Origin of the sequence: Acinetobacter sp. CWB-G5 (assembly GCF_019209785.1) — a bacterium.
Lineage (GTDB): Bacteria > Pseudomonadota > Gammaproteobacteria > Pseudomonadales > Moraxellaceae > Acinetobacter > Acinetobacter johnsonii.
The window spans coordinates 1-22,886 of sequence record NZ_JAHUTF010000003.1 but is presented as its reverse complement, the minus strand read 5'-3'; the positions used below and the strand labels follow the sequence as shown (position 1 = coordinate 22,886).

At 41.7% G+C, this 22,886-nt stretch carries 22 protein-coding genes and 1 pseudogene; 11 read left to right on the top strand and 12 right to left on the bottom strand.

The features are described 5' to 3' along the window. Positions 1 to 75: 75 nt before the first annotated feature. Positions 76 to 1,326 carry a YihY family inner membrane protein gene (locus KVY11_RS06895; RefSeq protein WP_218288522.1) on the bottom strand — a complete coding sequence of 417 codons (1,251 nt, stop codon included), beginning with the start codon at positions 1,324 to 1,326 and terminating at the stop codon, positions 76 to 78. Positions 1,327 to 1,441: 115 nt separating this feature from the next. Between KVY11_RS06895 and wrbA the strand changes: the two genes are divergently transcribed. Then, positions 1,442 to 2,035, top strand: coding sequence for an NAD(P)H:quinone oxidoreductase (gene wrbA, locus KVY11_RS06890; RefSeq protein ID WP_004977858.1), 594 nt, complete (start codon positions 1,442 to 1,444; stop codon positions 2,033 to 2,035). A gap of 41 nt (positions 2,036 to 2,076) precedes the next feature. Here wrbA and KVY11_RS06885 read toward each other — a convergent pair whose 3' ends face one another. From KVY11_RS06885 to KVY11_RS06865, 5 genes are all read right to left on the bottom strand, one after another. Beyond that, positions 2,077 to 2,451 carry a hypothetical protein gene (locus tag KVY11_RS06885; RefSeq protein WP_087527405.1) on the bottom strand — a complete coding sequence of 125 codons (375 nt, stop codon included), beginning with the start codon at positions 2,449 to 2,451 and terminating at the stop codon, positions 2,077 to 2,079. A gap of 212 nt (positions 2,452 to 2,663) precedes the next feature. After that, positions 2,664 to 3,716 (bottom strand): sensor domain-containing diguanylate cyclase, encoded by a 1,053-nt coding sequence (locus KVY11_RS06880; protein ID WP_218288521.1) that lies wholly within the window; start codon positions 3,714 to 3,716, stop codon positions 2,664 to 2,666. A 276-nt stretch (positions 3,717 to 3,992) separates the two neighbouring features. Beyond that, entirely contained in the window at positions 3,993 to 4,568 is a 576-nt protein-coding gene (locus KVY11_RS06875) for a xanthine phosphoribosyltransferase (RefSeq protein WP_004691243.1), read from the bottom strand. Between the two features lie 90 nt (positions 4,569 to 4,658). Further along, positions 4,659 to 5,369 carry a DUF3108 domain-containing protein gene (locus KVY11_RS06870; protein ID WP_078426185.1) on the bottom strand — a complete coding sequence of 237 codons (711 nt, stop codon included), beginning with the start codon at positions 5,367 to 5,369 and terminating at the stop codon, positions 4,659 to 4,661. Positions 5,370 to 5,524: 155 nt separating this feature from the next. Then, positions 5,525 to 6,202 (bottom strand): hypothetical protein, encoded by a 678-nt coding sequence (locus KVY11_RS06865; protein ID WP_004691240.1) that lies wholly within the window; start codon positions 6,200 to 6,202, stop codon positions 5,525 to 5,527. Between the two features lie 261 nt (positions 6,203 to 6,463). On the opposite strand from KVY11_RS06865, the gene KVY11_RS06860 reads away from it, so the two are divergent. Together KVY11_RS06860 and KVY11_RS06855 are read left to right on the top strand one after the other, a co-directional pair. Then, positions 6,464 to 7,321: an energy transducer TonB gene (locus KVY11_RS06860; RefSeq protein WP_062032467.1), complete on the top strand. Its 858-nt coding sequence runs from the start codon at positions 6,464 to 6,466 to the stop codon at positions 7,319 to 7,321. A 289-nt stretch (positions 7,322 to 7,610) separates the two neighbouring features. After that, positions 7,611 to 9,803, top strand: a complete 2,193-nt coding sequence (locus tag KVY11_RS06855) for a TonB-dependent siderophore receptor (protein ID WP_218288520.1) — start codon at positions 7,611 to 7,613, stop codon at positions 9,801 to 9,803. A gap of 170 nt (positions 9,804 to 9,973) precedes the next feature. On the opposite strand, the gene KVY11_RS06850 is transcribed toward KVY11_RS06855, so the two are convergent. The 4 genes from KVY11_RS06850 to miaB all read right to left on the bottom strand — a co-directional run bounded on the left by KVY11_RS06850 (position 9,974) and on the right by miaB (position 13,595). Then, positions 9,974 to 10,384 carry a hypothetical protein gene (locus tag KVY11_RS06850; RefSeq protein ID WP_218288519.1) on the bottom strand — a complete coding sequence of 137 codons (411 nt, stop codon included), beginning with the start codon at positions 10,382 to 10,384 and terminating at the stop codon, positions 9,974 to 9,976. 101 nt (positions 10,385 to 10,485) lie between these two features. Continuing rightward, positions 10,486 to 10,965, bottom strand: coding sequence for an rRNA maturation RNase YbeY (gene ybeY / locus KVY11_RS06845; protein ID WP_218288518.1), 480 nt, complete (start codon positions 10,963 to 10,965; stop codon positions 10,486 to 10,488). Positions 10,966 to 11,022: 57 nt separating this feature from the next. Next, complete coding sequence (locus tag KVY11_RS06840; RefSeq protein ID WP_184118867.1) at positions 11,023 to 12,099, bottom strand: PhoH family protein; 1,077 nt, start codon at positions 12,097 to 12,099, stop codon at positions 11,023 to 11,025. Positions 12,100 to 12,137: 38 nt separating this feature from the next. Then, the gene (gene miaB, locus KVY11_RS06835; protein WP_218288517.1) at positions 12,138 to 13,595 is read right to left on the bottom strand and encodes a tRNA (N6-isopentenyl adenosine(37)-C2)-methylthiotransferase MiaB; all 1,458 of its coding nucleotides are present in this window, start codon (positions 13,593 to 13,595) and stop codon (positions 12,138 to 12,140) included. A 308-nt stretch (positions 13,596 to 13,903) separates the two neighbouring features. Between miaB and KVY11_RS06830 the strand changes: the two genes are divergently transcribed. The 5 genes and pseudogenes from KVY11_RS06830 to KVY11_RS06810 all read left to right on the top strand — a co-directional run bounded on the left by KVY11_RS06830 (position 13,904) and on the right by KVY11_RS06810 (position 18,505). Then, positions 13,904 to 15,871 carry a lytic transglycosylase domain-containing protein gene (locus tag KVY11_RS06830; RefSeq protein WP_256350709.1) on the top strand — a complete coding sequence of 656 codons (1,968 nt, stop codon included), beginning with the start codon at positions 13,904 to 13,906 and terminating at the stop codon, positions 15,869 to 15,871. An 18-nt stretch (positions 15,872 to 15,889) separates the two neighbouring features. Continuing rightward, positions 15,890 to 16,552: a ribonuclease I gene (locus tag KVY11_RS06825; protein WP_218288516.1), complete on the top strand. Its 663-nt coding sequence runs from the start codon at positions 15,890 to 15,892 to the stop codon at positions 16,550 to 16,552. Between the two features lie 169 nt (positions 16,553 to 16,721). Beyond that, positions 16,722 to 17,708, top strand: a complete 987-nt coding sequence (locus tag KVY11_RS06820) for a malate dehydrogenase (protein ID WP_004691225.1) — start codon at positions 16,722 to 16,724, stop codon at positions 17,706 to 17,708. A gap of 173 nt (positions 17,709 to 17,881) precedes the next feature. Then, positions 17,882 to 18,142, top strand: a pseudogene (locus tag KVY11_RS06815) (DUF2789 family protein). Positions 18,143 to 18,247: 105 nt separating this feature from the next. Continuing rightward, entirely contained in the window at positions 18,248 to 18,505 is a 258-nt protein-coding gene (locus KVY11_RS06810) for a DUF2789 family protein (RefSeq protein ID WP_004691219.1), read from the top strand. Between the two features lie 85 nt (positions 18,506 to 18,590). Here the strand turns inward: KVY11_RS06810 and KVY11_RS06805 are convergent, their stop codons facing one another. Together KVY11_RS06805 and KVY11_RS06800 are read right to left on the bottom strand one after the other, a co-directional pair. Next, positions 18,591 to 19,118 carry a hypothetical protein gene (locus KVY11_RS06805; RefSeq protein WP_004691217.1) on the bottom strand — a complete coding sequence of 176 codons (528 nt, stop codon included), beginning with the start codon at positions 19,116 to 19,118 and terminating at the stop codon, positions 18,591 to 18,593. A 72-nt stretch (positions 19,119 to 19,190) separates the two neighbouring features. After that, positions 19,191 to 19,793: a 2OG-Fe(II) oxygenase gene (locus KVY11_RS06800; protein WP_218288515.1), complete on the bottom strand. Its 603-nt coding sequence runs from the start codon at positions 19,791 to 19,793 to the stop codon at positions 19,191 to 19,193. A 115-nt stretch (positions 19,794 to 19,908) separates the two neighbouring features. Here KVY11_RS06800 and KVY11_RS06795 point away from each other — a divergent pair, with 115 nt between their 5' ends. Genes KVY11_RS06795 through KVY11_RS06785 form a run of 3 tightly spaced genes read left to right on the top strand, consistent with a single transcriptional unit; the run spans position 19,909 to position 22,742 of the window. Then, entirely contained in the window at positions 19,909 to 20,766 is an 858-nt protein-coding gene (locus KVY11_RS06795; protein WP_004691214.1) for a 23S rRNA (adenine(2030)-N(6))-methyltransferase RlmJ, read from the top strand. A gap of 44 nt (positions 20,767 to 20,810) precedes the next feature. Continuing rightward, a complete protein-coding gene (pssA, locus tag KVY11_RS06790; RefSeq protein ID WP_005401245.1) occupies positions 20,811 to 21,641 on the top strand; it encodes a CDP-diacylglycerol--serine O-phosphatidyltransferase in 831 nt (276 codons plus the stop codon). Positions 21,642 to 21,668: 27 nt separating this feature from the next. After that, positions 21,669 to 22,742, top strand: coding sequence for a DUF6670 family protein (locus tag KVY11_RS06785; RefSeq protein ID WP_218288514.1), 1,074 nt, complete (start codon positions 21,669 to 21,671; stop codon positions 22,740 to 22,742). The last annotated feature ends 144 nt before the right edge of the window (positions 22,743 to 22,886 follow it).

Here is a 22,886-nt window from a genome sequence, read left to right as displayed (position 1 = left end):
GTAAGCTTGAGCTCAGACTGCTTTGATTCAGCATATAAAAAAACGTGTCTTGGACACGTTTTTTTATATGCAGTTTTAAGATTTATCATCAAAAATTGTAGACAGCGGAATGGCAAGTTTGGCAGCCAAGTAATCATCTGATTCTACTAAGGCTGGCCCAATTTTCTTGATCCAAAGATCGTCATGATGCACCTTGCTTAAGTCGCGACGCTTCGGTAATGGATAGGGAAGCTGACTATAGAAACTCCAAAAATCGACTTGGGATAAATTCCGCACCAGCACGTATTGGTTGTCATCGGTACGTTTAACTAAGTTCTGCTGTTCAAGCATTAATACATAACTCGGCCAACGTCCAATTTCATCTCTTCCTAAAACATCTAAAGCTTCATCATCGGAAACACTGAGTCCGTGTTGTTGCTTTTTATAAAACAGTTCCATCAGGTCGAGCAACATAATCACAGGATGGCGCTTTTGTTCTTTGTGGGCAGTAAATGCGGTGAGCGCGTAGCTGATTTCAACACCAATCAGGACAATATTCCACGACAAAAAAATCCATAATAAGAAAATAGGAATCGCAGCAAAGGCACCATAAACGACTTCATAACTGGTGAAGTTTGACATGATAAAGCCGAACAAATTTTTCAGGAGCTCAAACACGACAGCACTAAATAAGCCTGCAATCAAAGCGGATTTAATCGGGACACTTCGGTTTGGAATAGTCCAATTCAGGATAAAAAAGCCTAAAACCGTTAGGCAGAAAGAAATCAACCACAGGACAAATGCGCCATTGAGTTCATAGCCTGCAAAATTATTGCTCAAAACATTGAGGGAAGCCATCGTCGACGAAATAACAAAGGCACTACCGAGTAGAATAGGGCCCAAAGAAATAATGGTCCAATAGCGCATAAAACCAATAATGCCGCCGCGGGTTTCGCGGACTCGCCAAATACGGTTAAAGACTTTTTCAATGCTGGTTAGCATCATGACAGTGGTGACGAATAAAAATAAGATCCCAATAATGGTTAAATTACTGGATTTATCGGTAAACGCATTTAAGGCCTTATCAAAAGCAATCGTGGTTTTCGGTAAAAAATTACTATAGATCAGTTGTTGTAATTGCTGCCGTGCAGGTTCAAGCGCTTTGATTGAGGAAATGATCACCAAAAAAACGGTCAGCATCGGAACGACGGCAAACAGGGTGGTATAGGTTAGTGAACCCGCTTGTTCACGACATCGATCGGCCTCAAAGCGGCGCAGTACAAATAAAACGAACTGAAACCAAGTTTTCTCATAGAAAGGAAGTTTTCTTAAGTACTGTTCTAACATAGGCAAAGTATCTCTTTTGTTTTCTTCATCTTTTCTACATTTTTCACCCTAAGCTTAACCAAAAAATAGGAAAAATACCGTATAGTTTTATTTTTTCTGTCACCGAACTCTATTCATGCAAACCTATGTTTTAGTTTTATATTACAGCAAATACGGCAGTACCCGTGAAATGGCGCATCTGATTGCAAATGGAATTGAAGCCAGTGGTGTTGCAGTTAAAATTCGAACGGTGCCGAATATTGCGGCTGTGGTGAAGGAAGCAGAGCCGAGTATTCCTGCAGAAGGCGATATTTATTGTAGTTTAGCGGATTTGGAGAACTGTGCAGGTTTAGCACTAGGCTCACCAACTCGCTTTGGTAACATGGCCTCTGAAATGAAATATTTCCTCGACCAGACCACCAGTCTTTGGCTCAATGGAGCTTTGCATGGCAAGCCGGCTTGTGTGTTTACCTCGTCAGGTTCGATGCATGGCGGCCAAGAAAGCACATTGTTGACCATGCTGCCACCATTGTTTCATCATGGCATGATGATTTTAGGGTTGAATAATGCTATTCCCGCATTGTCAAATACGAAGACAGGTGGAACACCGTATGGTGCGAGCCATGTCAGCGGGCCTCGGCATGATCAGCGCTTGAGCCAAGATGAAAAAGTGCTGTGCGAAGCTCAAGGTAAGCGTCTTGGGGAAGTTGTGAAGAAATTACAGGCTTAGGCATTGAGACATAAAAAAGCCCATCAAGTATGGGCTTTTTCTTATGGAGCTGGCGTCAGATGCTGCTCTTTGAATTTTGTACCGCACTTGAGACATTTATAGTCAAGAAATACATTTTTATCGACAATCACACCTGCTTTTTTACCAAAACGATGTCCTAAAAATCCACCTGTTACACCAATACTGACTGCGCCGACAAAAGTGCCAATGGTGCCACCCATAATCACCCCAAGAGGCCCAGCCGCTGCGCCGATGGCAGCGCCAATAGAGGCCCCAGATGCTGCACCACCGACAGTACCAGCAGTTGCGCCTGCCGAACTGAGCAATACACCTCCAATTTTAGTCAGTTGTTGCTCGTGATTGCGTTTTTCAACCTCACTAGAGCCACATTTTGGGCAGAGAATTGTATTTTCCATAGTCTATTGGCCTATTCGGGTGACCAGTGATTGAAGCTGGCAGCCGTTTTACGGTGTGGATGAGACGTTGCGCAGAACAACCGTGTTTTGCGCTTGAATTTGAAAGATCTAAACAACTGAATCTAGAGTAAATCTTAGTTGAACTTGCAGCAATAATATTTATTAAACTTGTAATTTTCTTGAGTACTTTATGCTGTGTTTTTAAATATGGTTTAGTTGGCAAAGTGAATTCGGTTTCGTCCTGCTTGTTTGGCACAGTACAAGGCTTTATCTGCACGTTTAAAGACATCCTCTGCATCTGCATCATATTTACCGACTTCAGCAACCCCTATACTGACCGTGAAACACAGCACTTCTTGTTCATAGTGCACTTCCATCGCTTCAATCGTTGAACAGATGCGTTTAAAGACCTGCATAGCTTCACCACCTAAGCAGGCGGGTAGAATAATCGCAAATTCCTCACCACCAATACGAGCTAAAAAGTCCTCGTCACGCAGTATGCTACGGATTTGTTTGGCCATCTTTTTCAGCACATGGTCACCTGCGGTATGCCCATAACAGTCATTCAGCTGTTTAAAATGGTCAATATCTAAGATACCTATCGTAAAGGGCACGAGAGTATGACTGAAGTGCTGCATGGTTTGATTACTTTCTTGCACAAATACTCGACGGTTAAAGGTTCCTGTGAGTTCATCTGTAGACGCTAAGACAGCCATTTCTTGAACTTGTAAATGCAGTTTAATGTTTAAAGCTAACCATGTGGCGAGGCTCTGTAAAAGAATCGCTTGTTGTAGGGTGTAGTGATGTTTACGTTGATCTGCCACATTTAAGGTGCCAATACACACGCCATTGTGAATCATGGGCGCATCCATACAGGTGCCCATGCCATGCTCGGAAAGCATTTTACAATCCAGCTCATCCGACTGAGCGAGGTCATCGCAAATGATCAGTTGAGACTGGGCAAAGACTCGTCCGACAAAAGTCTGCCCAATCGGAATTTTAAAATCCATCGGAATCGCATGATTGCCTGAGATCGAATACAGCTTGAGATATTCTTCAGTATCTTGCAGGGTAATACTGGCCCGATCCGCATCAAACACGTGAGAAATCCAGTAAGCAATGGTATCTAGAACAGCTTGTAAGGAGTCTGCTTTACTCAAGTCATGAATGAAGTCTACGGGGAGTTGAATGGAGTGCGCGCCATCAAAGCCAGATAATTGGCTTGGGGTAAATGATCGTTCAGTTAATTGATTCTTGTTTATCATTCAATTCGGTATCTCTATAAAATAGTATCCAATTTAGTCTTTGTTTGTTTTACTCTTAGAAAGTGGACATTACCTTTTAGATTTGATCATGCTATATAAATCGCATTTCTCCAACTTCAATGTGTAATTAAATTGAAAAAAAACGATATATTTTTACTTTAAATTAAAAATAACCTACAGCGCAAATGTGGCATTTACATGTGGATGACCCGCGGGTCATGTGAGTGACAAAAAAAGAGCACCTGAAGTGCTCTTTTTTGAAGTTAAACGCCGTGATTAGTCACGAACAAATTCAACAGTACCATTTGCCAATGACTTTACGCGTGCCAAAGATTCAACGCGGTAGCCTTTTTCAAGCAAAATGTCACGACCAGGTTGGAATGATTTTTCAATCACAATACCGACGCCTACAACTTCTGCTTTCGCTTGGTGAATTAAGTCAATCAGACCCAATGCCGCTTGACCATTGGCCAAGAAGTCATCAATCACGAGGGCTTTGTCTGCTGAACTGATGTGCTTATTTGAAATTGCAATCGTGCTTTCCGTTTGCTTGGTAAACGAAAAGACTTTTGAGCGGTAAAGGTCATCTTTTAAGGTTAAAGATTGGTATTTACGCGCAAAAATAACGGGCACGCCCAGTTCTAAACCTGCCATGATTGCAGGTGCGATACCTGATGCTTCAATCGTGATGATTTTAGTGATGCCTGCATCTTTAAAACGAGCAGCAAATTCTTTACCGATTAATTGCATCATAACCGGATCAATTTGGTGGTTTAAGAAAGCATCAACTTTCAGAACTTCATCAGATAGAACGATACCTTCGCTTAAGATTTTCTGTTCTAGTGCGTACACGGGAGAATCCTCTAGGGGCAGGTGCTTTTTCAAGCAAAAGCGTATTTTAGGAAGCACCTGAAAAAATGCAAGTAAAATTCGTCAAAATGACTAATTGCTTGCACCTTTATAACCCGTTAATAGCAATCCATAGGATGTTTTCTTATCCACATGGCTGACTTTGACTGGAAGATAGTCTAATTTAGGTGCTAACCAGAAAATAGTTTCGCGACCAGGTTTGTCATGTTTCATGACCACTTTAATGGTGTCAAAGGTGCCATAATCGGTTTTGATTGATTCAGAACCTTGCTTCACAAATTTACGTGCTTCCACTTCTTTGGCATCGGCCAAATAATAAGTCGATTTTAAACCGCCATTTTTGATGTCTTCCCGAAGTTGTAATTCAGCATTCAGTTCATCCAGCACGCCGGCTTTCCAAGCGAAAGAACGTGCTTCTTTGTCCTTCTTGGTATTGATGGTTTTTGCAGCTGGATTGAAGTTAATACTCATGGTGTTGTTATGCACCAAAATTTTACTACTACGGCTAAAACTGCTGGACTGAATTTGCTTACCATTAAAACTAAAGCGACTGCTTTCGGTTGCAGAGGCGATACCACCAGCTTTGGCTGCAAAGACATAGTTCCAGTTGTTGCCCGATTTCGATAGCGTACGTGTCGCTGAGCCCATGTTTTTGCCATTATAGTTAAATTGATAACTGGCTTGGAATGGACTCATGGCAAAGGTTTGACTTGAGAAACCGACAAAGAGCAAGGTGCTGACACCTGTTGCCATTGCGACTGTTTTCAACATTGATTTAGCCATAAGAAAAAGTTTCCTATTCAGTTGTAGGCACAAATTTTTTGCATAGAAATATTATGCACGTTGATTATGAAGAAAAAATTCGAAACATAGGGCAAACTGTAGTTTTATGTTTCTTTTACCCACCTTAAGTCACATTTTAGTCGCAGCATCCCGAGTTATTTTTGTCGAATTGGCGAGACCGTGCTTTCGTCTAGATTAGGTTCAATCAAGTCATCGATCGAGGTTTGCGAAAACTTATTGAACAATGCCGTTAAGTTGACATTACCGATTACTACTAATTCTGCTTCACGTAACACGGCATGATTGACATGGACTTTACCTAAGGTATCGATAATAGAACGATTTTTTCCTAACCAGCGATTCAGATCCAAATGCAGCAGATCATCTTTGACTTTAATCACATTCAGTTTTTCTAAAATCATGCCTAAGGGGTCTTGGTTCAGGACTTTTTGATAAAAGAATAGGGCACAGCGCACGCCAATTTTATGAAATACCGTTGGGTATTCAGCATCCAGCACACTGGTGTCACTGATTTGTTCAAATACGATCAACTGCGTTTTTTTATTTAACTCCATTTGTGCCAGTTTCAAATCTACCGAAAGCGTGAGTTTGAGCCCGTTATAGTCTAGCGTGGCATATAAACGTAACCAATCATCATGTAAGTCGGCATGCAGGTCTTTCAACATTCTCACGTTGTCGGTCACAAAACGTTGAAAAGTGGCATTTAAAAAGACTTGAGACATTGGAAACTCGCGCTCATCCTCAATAAATCCTTCAGCCTTTTGATAAACTTGGCGTAAACGATTTGAAATGTTGGAAATAAGCGTTTGCATATAAAGGCATCCTAGCGAATCAACGTGTTTGAGCGATCAGATCTCTGGTCGAAATGTTTGAAAAATACTGCTCATGAACCTTGCAGTTTAGCAAAATTAATTGCACCATTTTCATGATTTTATGAAACAGTGAATCTAAATGGCACAAGGTCTCATTCTACGCAATAAAATGAAGACTGTGTCTATTTTATACTGCGCGCCTGCGCTTTGGGGAACAAGACAAATTGTCGGTTTGGTGTGATGCTTAGAAAAATAAATGTAATGCCTTTGGCTCATGATTGGTGGAAAGACCCAATTTTTACAGCGACCGTTGTGCTGGCGGTGTTTTTGCATCTCGTGATTTTGACTTTGCAATTTGCGATGCCTCAAGAAAATGATGCGGCAGTGAAAGAAATTGCGGTTACCTTGCGTCCTTCTGATCAAAAAATTGAAAACGCAGATTTTTTAGCACAAGCCGATCAACAAGGTTCAGGGACCTTTCGTGAGTCACATCGCATGTCGAGTGACATGCCCGCACCGATGCTTGAGCAAAGTACAGGCGAACAGCAGCGTGAAACTTTAGAACAGATCCAACAAAAACGTGAGCTGAATTTTGAAGAAAAACTGTTAATGACGACTTTAAGTTGGCAAAAACAAGCTGAGGATAACCAGCGCAAAAAAGCCATGGAAGAAATGAACAGTCAGTTTCAAGCCAAAGCAGCAATGGTGGCCAGCCTTGAAGCGCAATATTTACAACGCCAACAAAACTTTAGCCGTCAGCAAAAAATTAAAACAGTCGATGGGATTCAAGCCAAGCAAGATATTTCGGCAGCCTATCTTGAAAAGTTCCGTCAGAAAGTAGAATTTTATGGCAACCGTTACTATCCGGAAGCAGCTAAGCAGCAGAGACTGGCGGGTGAAGTGCGTTTAATGGTGATTCTAAATGCATCAGGAGGTATCCGTGCCATTCGTCTGATTGATAGTTCAGGCCATGAGATGCTTGATGAGGCTGCAAAAGCGTCGGTGCGTAAAGCCGCACCATTCGGTGGATTTGATGCCAAAATGAAGGATATTTCTGAGTTACGCATTGTGCGTACATGGCGTTTTGACCCAGCAGAGGCAGAGTTTGAAGTGCACTGAGCTGTGCACTTCTTTACCTAAAATTATTATAATTAATTTAAATTTAATAAAATTTTAAAAAACAACATGTTATTTATTTGTTTTGACTTTTAATTATTTTAAACAATAAAAAACAACAAATTAGGTTTACTTCTTAAAACTTGAATTGATAATAAAAATAATTATCATTTGCAGTGTATTTTTTGTTAAATATTTTTAAGCATTGAGACATCTTTCTTTATAGCGAAGCGATGGGGTGAGAGCGTGCATGCCTTTAAATATTCGATCCCTGTTATAAGGACATAGTTTTATGTACAACTCTCCAACGTTAAATCGCTTCAAAGTTAGCCCACTGATGTTGGCTATGGCGGCAGCAACGGTATTTCTCCCGACGTTGGTATCTGCAGCAGCAATAGACAATGAAAGCACCCAGCTTGAAACCATCACTGTTCAGGCTGAGGAAGAGAATCCAGCCGTAACAGAAGGAACAAAGAGTTATACGGCTAAGAGTGCCAGTACTTCGACCAAATTAAATTTGTCGCTTCGTGAAACACCGCAGTCGGTTAAAGTTTTAACCCGCGAGTATTTAGATGATGCAAATATTAATTCTTTCCAAGATATGCTAAATACTGTCACAGGTTTGGCTGCAAATCGTTGGGATGAGCGTCAATACCCTACTGCTCGTGGTTTTGAGGTGGACTATTACTTATTTGATAGCGTTCCTAGCACAGTTGGTATGGATGCAAGTGATCCGGATCTCACTATGTATGACCGAGTTGAATTGGTGAAAGGTGCCAATGGTTTAATGACAGGGGCAGGAAACCCAGCAATTGCCATTAATATGATCCGAAAACATGCCGATTCAAAAGAGTTAACAGGACGCTTAAGTACATCTTTTGGTTCATGGGACAATTATAGCTCTACTGCTGATATTTCTGCGCCTTTAACTCGTGATGGCGATGTTCGAGGTCGGTTAGTTGTGAAACATGAAAATAAAGATTCATTCATGGATGGATATGAAAAAGAAAATAATGTTCTTTATGGTGTAATTGATGCGGATTTGACAGATAGCACTTATGTATCTGTGGGAGCAAGCTATCAAAACCTTGAGCGTGATGGTGTGAGATGGGGCGGCTTACCAGCTTTCTACAGAGATGGGACAAGAACTAATTTTGATCGATCAAAAATTGTTTCTTCAGATTGGACCTATTGGGACACTGATACGATTTCAGCCTTTGCGACAATGAAACAAAAGTTGTTTAAGGATGTTAATTTAAATATTAATTATTCTTATCGAGAACTAAAGCAAGAAACTGCGCTTTTGTATTTTGGACCAAGCTATGCTAATGGGGGCTCGGTTCCTAATACTGGAACAGTCGATAAGGCGACAAATCAAGGTGTTGGTTCATTATCGACATGGTCTGATCGCACCAAAACCACAGAAAATAATATTGATACTTTTATTTCGGCACCGTTTACGTTGGGTGGTTTACAGCAAGAAGTCGTTGCTGGTTTTATGTATAACCAAAGTAAAAATGACACTTGGTATTCGGGTTCGCCAACACTTTCAGGGGCAACCATTGATTTTGATGATATCAATATGCCATTAGCGGGTAATATTTCTAATACAAATCTTTATCAGGTACCTAATAAAACGACACAAACCGGGGCATATTTAGCAGGTAAGTTTACTTTGCTTGAACCTTTAAAGTTGATTACAGGGGTACGCGTGTCAAATTGGAAGTATGAAAGTGAAGATGGTGTAAATAACCGTAAATTTAACAATGAAGTTACGCCTTATGCAGGTTTGGTTTTTGACTTCCTAGATGATTATTCTTGGTATGTGAGTTATACCGAAATCTTCAAACCAGAAGATAAAAGAAATGTAAATGGTGAGTATCTAGATCCACGTAATGGGAATAGCTTAGAGACAGGGCTAAAAGGCGAGTTTTTAGATGGTCAATTGAATGCCAGTTTGGCAGTGTTTAAAACACAGCAAGACAATGTTGCGGAAGCAATTGATAATGTCTTTATTCCTGATGCAAATGGCGATCCAACCAAAGAACAAGCCTATCGTAGTGTTGATGGGGTTGAAAGCAAAGGTATTGAATTTGAACTTGATGGTGAACTTACTAAAAACTGGAATCTGAGTTTTGGTATTACTCACTTTAGTGCAGAGGATGCAGCCGGTAAAAAAGTTGAAACGCTTGCATCACGTACAACGGCAAATCTATTTACCAAATACACGTTAGATAAGTGGAGTGTTGGCGGTGGAGTAAACTATAAGAGTGCGTTCTATACTGGTGAAGGAAGCCAAAAAATTACGCAAGATGCATATGCTTTAGCTAACTTGATGGTTGCATATGATATTGATCAAAATATTAAAGCACAATTAAATATCAATAACCTGTTTGATAAAAAGTACTATGAAGGTATAGGCGTAAACAGTATGGTATACGGCGAACCACGTAATGCAACGCTCACTTTCCGCTATCAATTCTAAAAATCTTCAGAAATACAAAAACGGCTTATTAACAGCCGTTTTTTATTAAAATGTAGATAAGTCTCGGCTTATTCACATGCTGTCTTGAGTTGAGTAAGCATGTTCTCATTTTCAGACTTAAATGGCCGTATATTGGTTTTAAGTTGTTATGCTATTTGGGATCGCTTAGTTTATTGGGTTGCGCGGACATAGGCACCGTCTTGACGTCCACCGATCCAAGTCACAGTTAAATGAGACTCCTCCACATCTAGGCGGCTAGGAAAAATTTCTAAATGCTTGCTATATTTCGGCAGTGCCTTTAAACCAATGCAGTTGCCGTTTTTCCACCATGTCCCTTCAGCATATTGGTCTAAAGAGCCGACAGCTAAGTACCATTTAAATTTACCGTTGGTCTCTAGTAAAAGTTCGGAACCGACCTCCATAACACCCTGCAAATAATAATGCCCAGCCCAGGCCTGAGCTGTGTCTTGAAATTTCACTTCTTGACAGGATGTTTGATTTTTATCATTGCTCTTGGCATAGAGTGGTGTAGTGCAAGATAGGGCGATAATGCAGAGTAGTTTTGAAATTGGTGTATGCATTTTTATAATCTCTTCATCTATTTTTTCATCTTGTATTATTTTTAGCATAAATAAACCCGACACATCGAGATGAATCGGGTGAGTTGTTTCAGATCTAGTAATTATTGTTCTAAATAAGGGTTTTCAAAACCGAGTTTAGCCAAAATTTCAATTTCGATGCCTTCCATTTCTTCAGCATCTGCTTCTGACGTTTCATGGTCATAGCCCATGAGGTGCAAAGTGCCATGTACCAACATATGAGTGAAATGCGTCAGTGGCGCTTTGTTTTGTTCTTTCGCTTCCAACAGCACCACAGGAATGCAAATGACTAAATCGCCAATAGGAAATGAGTCAAGAATTTGCGCCATTTCATCGGGTAAGTCACTCGGGAAAGACAACACATTGGTTGATTTATCTTTGCCGCGATATTCCAAATTCAATTTATGACTTTCGTCATGGTCGACACAAGCAATGCCAATTTCACAGTTACTCTGTGTGCCAATATGACGTAAAACAGTTTCTACAACTTTTTTGATATAGCTACGTTTCAAGACCAATTCAGGTGCTTGAAAGTCCTGTTGTAGAGAAAGACTCAGTTTCAAAATAAATCCTTAAATAATGATATCTGCGGGCATTTTAAAATGCCCGCAGACTTTAACTTAATGCTGAGCATCGGCAGCGGCATCATTTTCAGCCACTAAGGCCTCTTGACGCGCTTTGCGTTCAGCACGCGCTTCAGCCGTTAAGCGATGTTGTTCTGCATCCCATCCCTCATAAGCTTCAACAATTTTTTGCACTAATTGGTGACGTACTACATCACGAGAGTGGAAGCGGGTAATGTGAATTTCTTTGATTTTTTCGATGATGCGTAAAGCATGCGCCAGACCGGATTGCTGACCACGCGGTAAGTCGACCTGTGTGATATCGCCTGTAATCACCGCACGCGAACCAAAGCCTAAACGTGTGAGAAACATTTTCATTTGTTCAGGCGTTGTGTTTTGTGCTTCGTCTAAAATCACGAAAGAGTGGTTTAAAGTTCGACCACGCATATAAGCCAGTGGTGCGACTTCAATCACCTGACGTTCAATCAGTTTGGCCACTTTTTCAAAGCCAAGCATTTCATACAAGGCGTCGTAGAGTGGGCGTAAATAGGGATCAATTTTCTGGCTCAAATCACCCGGTAGGAAACCAAGTTTTTCACCCGCTTCAACGGCAGGACGAACCAATAAAATCCGTTGAATTTCGTTGCGTTCTAGCATATCGACTGCGGCTGCAACTGCGAGATAGGTTTTACCTGTACCCGCGGGCCCAATACCAAAAGAAATATCGCTTTGTAGAATACGCTGCACATAACGCTTTTGGTTGGCACCACGTGGATTGATACGACCTTTACGGGTTTGGAGCCACACTTCATCTAAACCAGTGTGCTCTTGCCCATCGAGGTCTTCTTGCAATTCACGGTCAGTCTGACTGCCTTGAATCATGAGGTGTAAGGTATCGGCACTGATTTGTGCCGTATTTTCTGCTTCTTCATGCAGGCGATGGAGCAGACCTTCGGCTCTCTCAACTGCATCCATTTCACCATCGACATAAAATGCATCACCTCGATGGGAAATAGTGACATCTAAACGCTGTTCGATTTGTTTCAAATGACCGTTATAAGCACCGAGCATGCTCTTTAAACGTTCTATTGAAACCCCAGGAAAAGTTACTGTACGTCGAATCGCTGCAGTCAAGAGAATTCCTTTAAGTAGTCAGAATCTATTCCCTTACATTACGCCACGTCAGGCTCAAGATTCAAGAGTTCACCATAAACAAAATTCAAAGTTTTAATCTCTGTTACTTCGATTTCAGCGAAACGTCCGACCCATGTTGCATCACCAATAAAACTCACATAACGAGTGTTATCCGCCGTGCCAATCAGTAAGTTTGGATCTTTGTCCGAAACTTTTTCGACCAAAACGCGTTGAATCGTGCCGAGCATGGCATCGGTCTTGTCAATACTCGAGCGTTTGATCCATTTTTGAACTTTACTGAGGCGTTCTTTTTTCACCTCTTCAGAGGTGGTGTCTTCAAGGTCAGACGCAGGTGTACCCGGACGTTTTGAATAGACAAAACTGTAGGAATGGTCGAAGTCCATATCTTTGATGAATTGATAGGTTTCTTCAAAGTGAGCATCGGTTTCACCCGGGAAGCCAATGATGAAGTCACTGGATAAATGCATATCTGGACGGACTTTGCGTAATTTGGCAATTTTGTCGATATACACATCAATGGTGTGGTTACGCTTCATGGCTTGCAATACATCGTTTGAGCCGCTTTGCACGGGTAAATGCAGATGCGACACCATTTGCGGTAGGTCACGGTAACATTCAATCAAGTCATCATTAAACTCAAGTGGATGTGAGGTGGTGTAGCGTAAACGCCCAATCCCTGGAATTTCTGCAACCAGACGCAATAAGTCTGCAAAAGTACAGATATTGCCTTCGAATGTTTCACCGCGGTAACCATTGACGTTTTGACCCAACAAAGAAATCTCACGGACACCTTTTTCGGCTAAGGTGGCAATTTCTGCTAAAACATCATCCAGCGGGCGAGAAACTTCTTCACCACGGGTGTAGGGCACCACACAGAATGAACAATATTTTGAACAACCTTCCATAATTGAAACAAAAGCCTTGTAACCTTCTACACGTGGTTCAGGTAAAAAGTCGAATTTTTCAATATCAGGGAAAGAAATATCTACCAATTTGATTTTTTCTTTCTTGGGTTTTTCGATTTGATCAAAGTGCTGATCCAGCATTTGTGGCAAACGGTGCAAGGTCTGTGGGCCGAAAATCATGTCGACATAGTTGGCACGTTTTTGAATGTTGTCACCTTCTTGAGAGGCCACACAACCACCGACACCAATGATCAGGTCTGGATTTTTGTCTTTCAGCTTGCGCCAGCGACCCAATTCAGAAAACACTTTTTCTTGGGCTTTTTCACGAATCGAGCAGGTATTCATGAGTAGAATATCAGCTTCTTTCGGATCTTGGGTCAGCACATAACCGTGCGAGTCGCCAAGTAAGTCTGCCATACGGTGACTGTCATACTCATTCATCTGACACCCTTGCGTTTCGATATACAGTTTTTTAACTGATCCATCGATGGCTGGGGTGTGCTGTGGCTGGGTAACAGTGTTTTCTGAGGCAGCTTGGGCACCATTTGGAATGAAGGTTTGAACCGTCATGTAGGCTCCTAAGGGGGGTAAATCTAGGTTTTTGTGTCTGATCGGTATCTGTGGCGGCGAAAGCAGAGCTTGGCTGGCGACAAAAAGGGTGATCAAACACCATGTGAAATCTACGAAAGGCGCATATTTTAGCAGGAAATCTGAATAAACTTATAGCTTTAAATCTGAAGCTAAAAAGATTGATTTGTGAAGCGAAAATGCAGGAAAATTAATATTGTCTAATCATAAGGTTACATAAGAGAACAATAGAGTCTGTTATGAGTTATTAAACTAATGAAAATGATGAGACGAGACTAGGCAATCCAAAGATGACTGAAGGCAAACCCATGTTAAAACGATTACAGAATAAATATTATCAAGTGTTTGCGTTGGGTGTGGCTGCCTTGGGTCTATCGGCAGTGACACATGCCGCAGATGAACAATTTAATGATGCCTTGCGTGCAGCAAATGCTGGCAATGTTGGTTTATTACAGCAATATCAAAGCAGTATGCAGGGTGATGTGCTGGGCTATTATCCTGAATATTGGGTACTTAACAGTAATTTGGCATTGCAACCTGCGGCGAACATTGTCAATTTTACACAGCGCTATCCGCAATCTGCCATGGCTGAGAAGTTAGCAGCAGATTACATCGAAGAAAAAGTTAAAATGGCTGACTTTACTTCTGCGCAGCCAGTATTGGCCTATGTGTCCAATGCAGATCGCGCAGAAAGCTGTGCTATAGCACAAGTCCGTGCCAAGTCTGGCGACCCTTTGGTTTTTGCTGAATATAAAGATGTTTGGCTCACGACCAATTCACAGCCTGAGTCTTGTACGGGGCTAGGGCGCATGATGTTGTCTAGTCCACTGATGACGGAACAAGACAAACAACAACGTTTATGGGCGCAGCTACGTGCAGGGCAGTCAGGTCAAGCGATTGCAACCGCACAAACCATTGGCATGAATCTGTCTTTGGCACAACTGAATAGCATTCAAGCCGATCCACTGAACTATCTCTGGTCAGCACCGAAAGCGTCGGCGGCAGATCAAGCGTATTTAATTTATGCCATTGGCCGTTTAGCCGACAGTGATCTAAATACTGCACTGGCGTCGGTCAAGCGTGCTGCAGAAGGAACACCTGAGTCGGTGCAAAAAGCGTTGTATCGCGCTGTGGGGTATATCGGTGGCACAACCGTTATGAAAAACAATTTTAATGTGGAAGTGTTGCAAGCCTTCGATCGGAGCTATGGTTTAGCACTGAGTGAAGAAGAAGCTGAAATCTATGCACGCCAAGCCATTCGTTTCGGCGCATGGGAGAGTGTCATTCGTGCCATTGATGGCATGAGTGTGACGCAAAAACAAGAAGACCGCTGGCAATATTGGTTAGCCCGTGCTTCAGAACAGCGTGGTGATGCAAAGTCAAAAACACTGGCGCGCGAGATCTTCAAAAAATTGTCAGTAGGTGACGATTATCATAACTTATTGGCAAAAGATCGTATTGGTCAACGTTATCAAACGATTCCAGCCAATACCCAACCGAGCAATGCGGATGCGCAGCGTTTGAGTCAAGATATTCACTTTAGCCGCGCTTTTGCACTGCGCAACGTCAATGCGCCAGACAATTATGTCAACCGTGAATGGAATTGGGCTGTTCGACAAGCTTATTTAAAACAAGATGATGGCTTAATTTTGGCTGCGGCCAAACGTGCCACAGAAATGGGATGGTATGACCGCGCGATCTATGCAGCCGATCGAACCGTCAAGCAACATAACTACAGTTATCGTTATGCCATGCCGCATCAAAGCTATGTGGTCAGCCATAGTCGCAATGCAGGCATAGATCCTGCATGGGCGTATGGGTTAATGCGCCAAGAAAGCCGATTTGTTACCCATGCTCGCTCACATGTTGGAGCAGGTGGTTTGATGCAAATCATGCCGGATACGGCAAAACTGGTCGCTAGACAAATGGGTGAAACCTATAATCCTGCTGCACTGAGTGATATGAATACCAATGTTCGTTATGGCACATTCTACTTGTCCATGATTCAAAGCCAATTAAGCAACAGTCCTGTACTTGCCACAGCAGGTTATAACGCAGGGCCAAATCGTGCGCGCCGTTGGCAGCCTGATAATCAGCCGATTGCGGCGGACCAATACACAGAAAGTATTCCTCTGACTGAAACTCGTGATTACGTCAAGCATGTCATGAGTAATGCGACACATTATGGTGTTCTGCTTGGACAGGGCCCACAGTCAATCACCCAGCGCATGCAAAATATTCCTTTTAGAAGTCAATAATAAAGGCCTAGGCATTTTATGGTTTTGATGTCATTCCAATCAGTCTTAACGCAAAAGCTTCTGCTGTTGATCAGCAGTGGCATTGCTCTGGGATTTTTTGCGACATCAGCCCATGCAACACCGACCGTGTTTGGTTATGTGATGGAAGTTCAAATGACACCCGCCGTGTGTTTGTTCGATAACCAAGGCTCAAAGAAAAGGAAATGTTTGGAAGGCTATTCGCTCAATATCACAGGTTTGTATCCTGAAACTACGACACGAGAGTGCCAAACCAACTCCTCAGCAGTGCTGTCACCACTTCAGGCCAAAGTGGTGGCGAGAGTCATGCCCGATGAACATGCGCGTCGCCAGTTGTGGGCAGAGATTGGGGGGTGTGTGCCGATGAGTGCCAGTCAATATTTTCGTAACGTGATTAATTATGCGGAACGTTTAAAAATTCCCGCAGATTTGACTTCATCTGAAAATAAAACCGCGCAACTTAATACCTTACGAGGGCAGTTTCAGCGTTTGAACCCCGGGCTGCCTGCAAGCGGGTTACGTTTTAGCTGCCGTACTCACCGCCAAACCAATATTTTGACCGAAGTCAAGGTCTGTTATAAACCCAATGGTCAGTACAAAGGCTGTGCAGAGAATATACAAGAAAACTGCCCAAATTCTTTTGCGATCAAGGGTTCTTACTAATCTCTTTCTCTAAATTAATTTATATTTCCTATCATACTTTTGTTGGAATTCATTCTCTTTTACATGCATCTGCCAAAGTATTGGAGTACAATCTTTGCCGTTTATGATTATTAAGATTAGATAGAACAGCTATTTAATCATATAACGTTCCTCAAATGGAGATAAGTACATGAAGCAACCTGTTCGCGTTGCCGTTACTGGCGCTGCTGGTCAAATCGGTTATAGCCTATTATTCCGTATCGCTAGTGGCGAAATGTTAGGTAAAGACCAACCAGTTATTCTGCAATTGTTAGAAGTTCCTTTTGAGAAAGCTCAAGCTGCGCTTAAAGGCGTAATGATGGAATTAGACGACTGTGCTTTCCCATTATTGGCTGGCATGATCGGTACTGATGATCCAAAAGTTGCATTTAAAGATGCTGACTACGCGTTATTGGTTGGTTCACGTCCACGTGGTCCTGGTATGGAACGTGCTGACTTATTGAAAGTGAACGGTGAAATCTTCATCGGTCAAGGTCAAGCACTAAACGAAGTTGCTAGCCGTGACGTTAAAGTACTTGTTGTAGGTAACCCTGCAAATACAAATGCTTACATCGCAATGAAATCTGCTCCAGATCTTCCAGCGAAAAACTTCACAGCAATGTTACGTCTTGACCACAACCGTGCGTTGACTCAAATTGCTCAAAAAGCAGGTGTTGCTGTAGCTGACATCAAAAACATGACTGTTTGGGGTAACCACTCTCCAACGATGTATGCTGACTACCGTTTTGCAACTGTAAACGGCGAAAGCTTAAAAGACAAAATCAACGATGCTGACTGGAACGCGAATGTATTCCTTCCAACTGTTGGTAAACGTGGTGCTGCGATTATCGAAGCGCGTGGTTTGTCTTCAGCTGCTTCAGCTGCGAACGCTGCTATCGACCATATGCGCGATTGGGCTCTTGGCACAAATGGCGAATGGGTAACGATGGGTATTCCTTCTGACGGTTCTTATGGTATTCCTGAAGGCGTAATGTACGGTGTTCCTGTAACTTGCGAAAATGGCGAATACACACGTGTTGAAGGCCTAGAAATCGATGCGTTCAGCCGTGAGCGTATGGACAAAACTCTTCAAGAACTTGAAGAAGAGCGCGCAGCAATTGCTGACATGCTTAAATAATTAAAAACTGATCTGTTCAAGATCTGTTTTGAAAAAGCACTCCGTTTGGGGTGCTTTTTTATATGGGGTGTTTATTGAACAAAAAATAACATGCTGTGATGTAGATACAACTGAGCATAGGTGCCCAAAGGTTTATTCTAAAAGGGCATGATCAGGGCTTGAGGAGAACAATGATGTTTGACCAACAACCGACTTTAGAACTTTTATTTGAACAATTGGGGCTTGATGCGAGTGCGGAAGCAATCGATCAGTTTATTGAAACACACCAACTTACTTCAGATGTTCCATTGCATAAAGCACCCTTTTAGTCAAAAGCACAGCATGACTTCATTATCAGTAATTGGAAAAAAGATGATGAATGGGCAATGGTGGTCGACCTGTTAAATGAACAATTGCATACAGAACATACGCTTTCAGGTTCGTGTCATTTATAATCACAAATTGAAACAACAAACCTAGTTTTATGGCTAGGTTTTTTTAGAAAATACATATAAGTTAATTCAATAATAATTGACAATAGTATTGATAAGGAGGCCGAGATGCTCAGTCAACATAAACCATCCTTAGAGCTTTTATTTTCGCAACTGGGACTCGCCAATAGTGCGGCTGCCATCGAGTTATATATTCGTACGCATCAACTTCCTGCTCATCAATCTTTACACGACGCACCGTTTTGGAATTCCGCACAACGTGCGCTATTAATCAGTCATTTGGTTCAAGATGATGATTGGGCGATTATGGTTGATGAGCTCAATCAACAGCTGCATCTAGATGCTTATAAACTTCAAACTGCCTAAATTGATCCTATGCCATCGTGATTTACATAGTGGAATTGATCCATAAAAAAACGCCTGATTTCAGGCGTTTTTTTATTTGTAGATTTTAGTGCAATTTACTTTGCATCAGCTTGATAAACCAATCTTCTTGATGAAGGTCAACAAAAGCGGCATGTTCACGCAGTAAAACGAAATCAAACTCGGTACTTTTCGCATATTTGCCAAGCCAGTGTCGTGCCAATGCTGACTCTTTTCGACTGACCGAGGCATAGGCCAAAAACAGGTAAATATCGCCCTGACCATAGCTGGTCAGCGGTTTTAGAATTTGCTGTGTAATCAGTGCAAAGCGATCTTCTTTAGTGATTTCAAAGTACAGCATATAAGCCTTAGCAAGGTGCAAAGACAAATTGAGGTACAAAGATAGAGGCATTTCCTCAAACTCAATTCGACCTTGCTCAAGTAATACTACTGCTTCTTGTAAAAAGTGGACTTGCTCTTGGCGCAGTTGGCTCAGTGTGACCAACTGTAAGCGCAAATCAGCGCGCTCAAGGGCTAATTCAGGGCTATTGCCTTGTAGGTAGAGTTGATCTGTTTCACCAATACGCTGAATAATTTGTTGACTGCTGGCACGCATCGGTTACATCCTCATCAATTGATGTTCAGTATATGAGGATACTTTTTACAATTTAAAGTCTTTTTGCTTGAATCATAGGATTGTACTGTCACTCCGTAACCATCCAGTAATCGATAAACGCTGATGTTTAGCTTCTAAGACCTCATGCAGTAAGTCACTTTGAAACAGCGCAATACGATTCGGTTGGGGTTGTAGCACATGCCAAATGTCATTTTTATCTTGCAGATGAAGTTCACCGCCCCAATCGTCTTGCCAGTCTTCGTGTAAATAATAAACCGTAGAAATCATGCGGCCATTTTTGCCTTGAGGATTATCACGGTGTAGGGCATAAAACTCGCCAGCGTTATAGCAAGCAAAATGTGCTTCGACGTCTCGAATACCAAGATAAAAGGCACGATTTAGTTCCTGTCCCAAACTATAAAGGGCTTGAACATGGTGATGAGAAATAACGAGCTCGGGATTGAGCCATAAAATGTGATCACTACGGATTTTGCTGATAACACCGTTTTGAATAGCGGCTTCACGAAAGCGGTTTAAGTTCGAAGTACATTCTTCAATGAGTTGATGTACATAGTCATTAGGGTATGCGTCATCAATGATGGCAAAACCATGTTGATCTAAATCATCTAGGATTTGATCAACATTCCAAGACTTTGGGAGAAGAACTGCTTCCATTACATTAACCTAAAAAAGACAAAGAAAAGCCACGGTTATTCTAGTGTATGAAAGCAATCTGAACGAAACTATTTTTCATGCTAAAATACTCATTGATTTTAGGAATGATAGAAACATGAATTACCGTCACCACTTCCATGCAGGTAACTTTGCAGATGTCATGAAGCATGTCCTTTTGCTTCAGATTTTGACTCGCCTCAATCAAAAAGATAAACCGTATCGTTATATTGATACGCATGGCGGTGCTGGTAAATATGATTTATCGACTTCAGAAGCGCAAAAGTCGGGTGAGTTCTTAAATGGTATTCACCGTTTAGTAAAACTTGATGACTCGATTAAGCGTAATGCACCTGAAGGTGTTCAGCAGTATTTAAAAATTGTTGAAAAAATGCGTGAAGGTTCAGGTAAAGGCGCTTATCCAGGTTCGCCGTGGTTTGCATTGGAAGGCATGCGCGAAATCGATAAAGCCACCATTTTTGAAATGCAACGTGATGTATTTCAACAGTTGTATTACAACGTTCGTGATAAACGCGCGGGCTTACATGAGCGCGATGCGTATGAAGGGCTATTTGGCGTTATTCCACCCAAAGAAAAACGCGGATTAGTGATGATTGATCCACCTTACGAAGTGGAGCGTAAAGATTTCCCTCAACTGGTTGATCTCATAGCGACTGCATATAAAAAATGGCCAACGGGTGTGTTTGCAATTTGGTATCCAATCAAAGATCGCGCCATGATTGACCGTTTTGAAAAGAAAATGATCAAAACCGGTATTCGCCGTCAGTTGATCTGTGAAGTATGTGTTTGGCCAGATGACACTCCAGTGGGCTTAAACGGTTGTGGTCTGTTGGTGATTAACCCACCTTGGAAGTTTTCTGAAGACGCAGATGAGGCGCTACAATGGTTATTCCCACATTTGCGTATGAGTGAAAATGGTGGTCATGCTGCTGTTCGTTGGTTAGTTGGCGAATAAAGATAGACTAGTAAGAGAAAAGGCTACATTAGGATCGACAGAGAATGACAAATATAAATAAACCTGAAAGCGAATCTTCACCCCGCAGTACGCCTACTTTTGATGGGATTACTTTCGAGGTAGAAGAGGAAGAGCACACACAGGAAGGTCAAAAAGTAAAACGTCGAGGTATTTATTTGTGGCCGAACCTGATTACAACGGCAGCGTTGTTGTCAGGTTTTTATTCCATCATTGCCAGTATGAATGGTAATTTCCAGCAAGCGATTTATGCCATTTTCTTGGCAGCGTTGTTGGATGGCTTGGACGGCCGCGTTGCACGAGCCATTGGTGCGCAGAGTGCTTTTGGTGAGCAGTATGATTCTTTATCTGATCTATTGGCGTTCGGCGTTGCACCCGCTATTTTGATGTATAGCTGGAGTTTGGATTCGCTCGGTCGTATTGGTTTGGCGTGTTGTTTTGTCTACACCGCCTGTGCTGCGTTCCGTTTAGCACGTTTTAATGTGCAAATCGGTGTGGTCGATAAGCGTTACTTTATTGGTGTAGCTAGTCCTCTTGCTGCCATTATTATTATTTCATTGGTTTGGGTTGGACTCGACTTCCCAGAAATTTTTGATATTCGTGAGCGGGGTATTCAAGCCATTAGTGCAGCAGTGATTGTGTCTGTGGGGCTTCTCATGATTTCGAATATTAAATATTATTCATTTAAAACGGTAGATCGTAAGCGCGTTCCATTTTTTGTCCTTCCTATCGCGGTCTTTATTTTTGCTGCAATGACTTACAATATTCCTGTCGGTATTTTAGTCATTTCCTTGATTTATGCATTATCTGGATTTGTTACTACGTTTTTAGCACGACGTCAGCACAGCCCATCATGAGTTAATGATATGTAGAAGGAGTATGATATGTGGTTGTTTCAAGATTTTCTCGATCAGTCTAAACAACTTAATCAGACTCCTTCACGGTCACTTCCTGCTTATCACCCACCCAATAAAAAATATAAAATTATTCATCAAGCTTTAACCATTCCCAATCTTCCAGCACCATTACATTATTTAAATTTTTTGAGCATGATTGGTCAGCCCAATACGCCCATGTTTCGGAATAACAGTGCAATCAGAACTACACCCTTAGATACCGCGACCGTATTGGCCAGCAGTAGTCCACATATGGCAGGGCAACTGAACCGCTATTCAATTTCTGCGGAATGTTCATTTCAAGAAAAAACATTTAAATTTGCCAATAAAGAACAGCTCATGGGAGCGTTCCCAAAATTTCAAATTCAAAGAAAAGACACAGAATTGAGTTTTGAGATTGAAATAACAACAACACCGCTGATCTCACATTTCACCAAATTGCGTTTTGGTCTTGCCGAGCATTGGTCTGTATTGTGTCGATGTCAGGGAGAAGTTAAATATAAAGAACAGCGCTATGCTATTGATCAGTTGGGAGCTTTTGAATACGCGCGCAGTATCGACTTTAGTTATTTACCCTTAGCCTTTTTCACCTATCAAGTCATTAATCTGCTGGATCAGCGTCAGCTATTATTAGAACAAATTCGAGATTCGTTTAATCGAATTGTGCAGTCACGTATCTACATACGTGATTTGCAAAAACAACAAACCCTTATGTTTGATCGGATGGTGTGCTTTCAAGTTCATCGTGTTTATCCTGCTGTGAAAACCCCCAATGGGCAAAAAATGTATTTGCCGCGAGAGTTTGAATGGCATTATCAAGATGAGCATGGACATAACATTCATATTTATGCTCAAAGTCGTGGTGATTTTAAATTTGGTTTAGCTGCGGGTTATGTAGGTAGCTTTAAATATCAACTCAAACTGGATAATTATGAGGAACAGGGCGAAAGTGGTTATTGTGAATATGTGGATTGTCGTGCATTAAAGTGGCAAGAAAAAAAATCGCAAGAAAAAAATCGAAATGAAATTGGAGAAATTGTTCCCTTTTCACTCAAAAAATAAGAAAAAAGCATCATTTTGCTGAATAAATAAACAAGTGGGAGTTTTTTTATAAATAATTGAGTAAAGGGGGTTGTGTTGGTTTGGAAATGCTGTAGAATGCACATCCATCGGCGGTGATGTTGATTAAAACTTGTTGAGAAACAA

Coding starts and splice junctions, on each gene's coding strand:
- KVY11_RS06810 (WP_004691219.1), top strand. CDS start 18,248: ATGCTCAGTCAACATAAACCATCCTTAGAGCTTTTATTTTCGCAACTG.
- KVY11_RS06820 (WP_004691225.1), top strand. CDS start 16,722: ATGAAGCAACCTGTTCGCGTTGCCGTTACTGGCGCTGCTGGTCAAATC.
- KVY11_RS06865 (WP_004691240.1), bottom strand. CDS start 6,202: ATGCAAACGCTTATTTCCAACATTTCAAATCGTTTACGCCAAGTTTAT.
- KVY11_RS06860 (WP_062032467.1), top strand. CDS start 6,464: ATGCCTTTGGCTCATGATTGGTGGAAAGACCCAATTTTTACAGCGACC.
- KVY11_RS06880 (WP_218288521.1), bottom strand. CDS start 3,716: ATGATAAACAAGAATCAATTAACTGAACGATCATTTACCCCAAGCCAA.
- KVY11_RS06855 (WP_218288520.1), top strand. CDS start 7,611: ATGTACAACTCTCCAACGTTAAATCGCTTCAAAGTTAGCCCACTGATG.
- KVY11_RS06805 (WP_004691217.1), bottom strand. CDS start 19,118: ATGCGTGCCAGCAGTCAACAAATTATTCAGCGTATTGGTGAAACAGAT.
- KVY11_RS06850 (WP_218288519.1), bottom strand. CDS start 10,384: ATGCATACACCAATTTCAAAACTACTCTGCATTATCGCCCTATCTTGC.
- KVY11_RS06800 (WP_218288515.1), bottom strand. CDS start 19,793: ATGGAAGCAGTTCTTCTCCCAAAGTCTTGGAATGTTGATCAAATCCTA.
- KVY11_RS06830 (WP_256350709.1), top strand. CDS start 13,904: ATGACTGAAGGCAAACCCATGTTAAAACGATTACAGAATAAATATTAT.
- KVY11_RS06885 (WP_087527405.1), bottom strand. CDS start 2,451: ATGGAAAATACAATTCTCTGCCCAAAATGTGGCTCTAGTGAGGTTGAA.
- KVY11_RS06895 (WP_218288522.1), bottom strand. CDS start 1,326: ATGTTAGAACAGTACTTAAGAAAACTTCCTTTCTATGAGAAAACTTGG.
- KVY11_RS06795 (WP_004691214.1), top strand. CDS start 19,909: ATGAATTACCGTCACCACTTCCATGCAGGTAACTTTGCAGATGTCATG.
- KVY11_RS06825 (WP_218288516.1), top strand. CDS start 15,890: ATGGTTTTGATGTCATTCCAATCAGTCTTAACGCAAAAGCTTCTGCTG.
- KVY11_RS06785 (WP_218288514.1), top strand. CDS start 21,669: ATGTGGTTGTTTCAAGATTTTCTCGATCAGTCTAAACAACTTAATCAG.
- KVY11_RS06870 (WP_078426185.1), bottom strand. CDS start 5,369: ATGGCTAAATCAATGTTGAAAACAGTCGCAATGGCAACAGGTGTCAGC.
- wrbA (WP_004977858.1), top strand. CDS start 1,442: ATGCAAACCTATGTTTTAGTTTTATATTACAGCAAATACGGCAGTACC.
- miaB (WP_218288517.1), bottom strand. CDS start 13,595: ATGACGGTTCAAACCTTCATTCCAAATGGTGCCCAAGCTGCCTCAGAA.
- pssA (WP_005401245.1), top strand. CDS start 20,811: ATGACAAATATAAATAAACCTGAAAGCGAATCTTCACCCCGCAGTACG.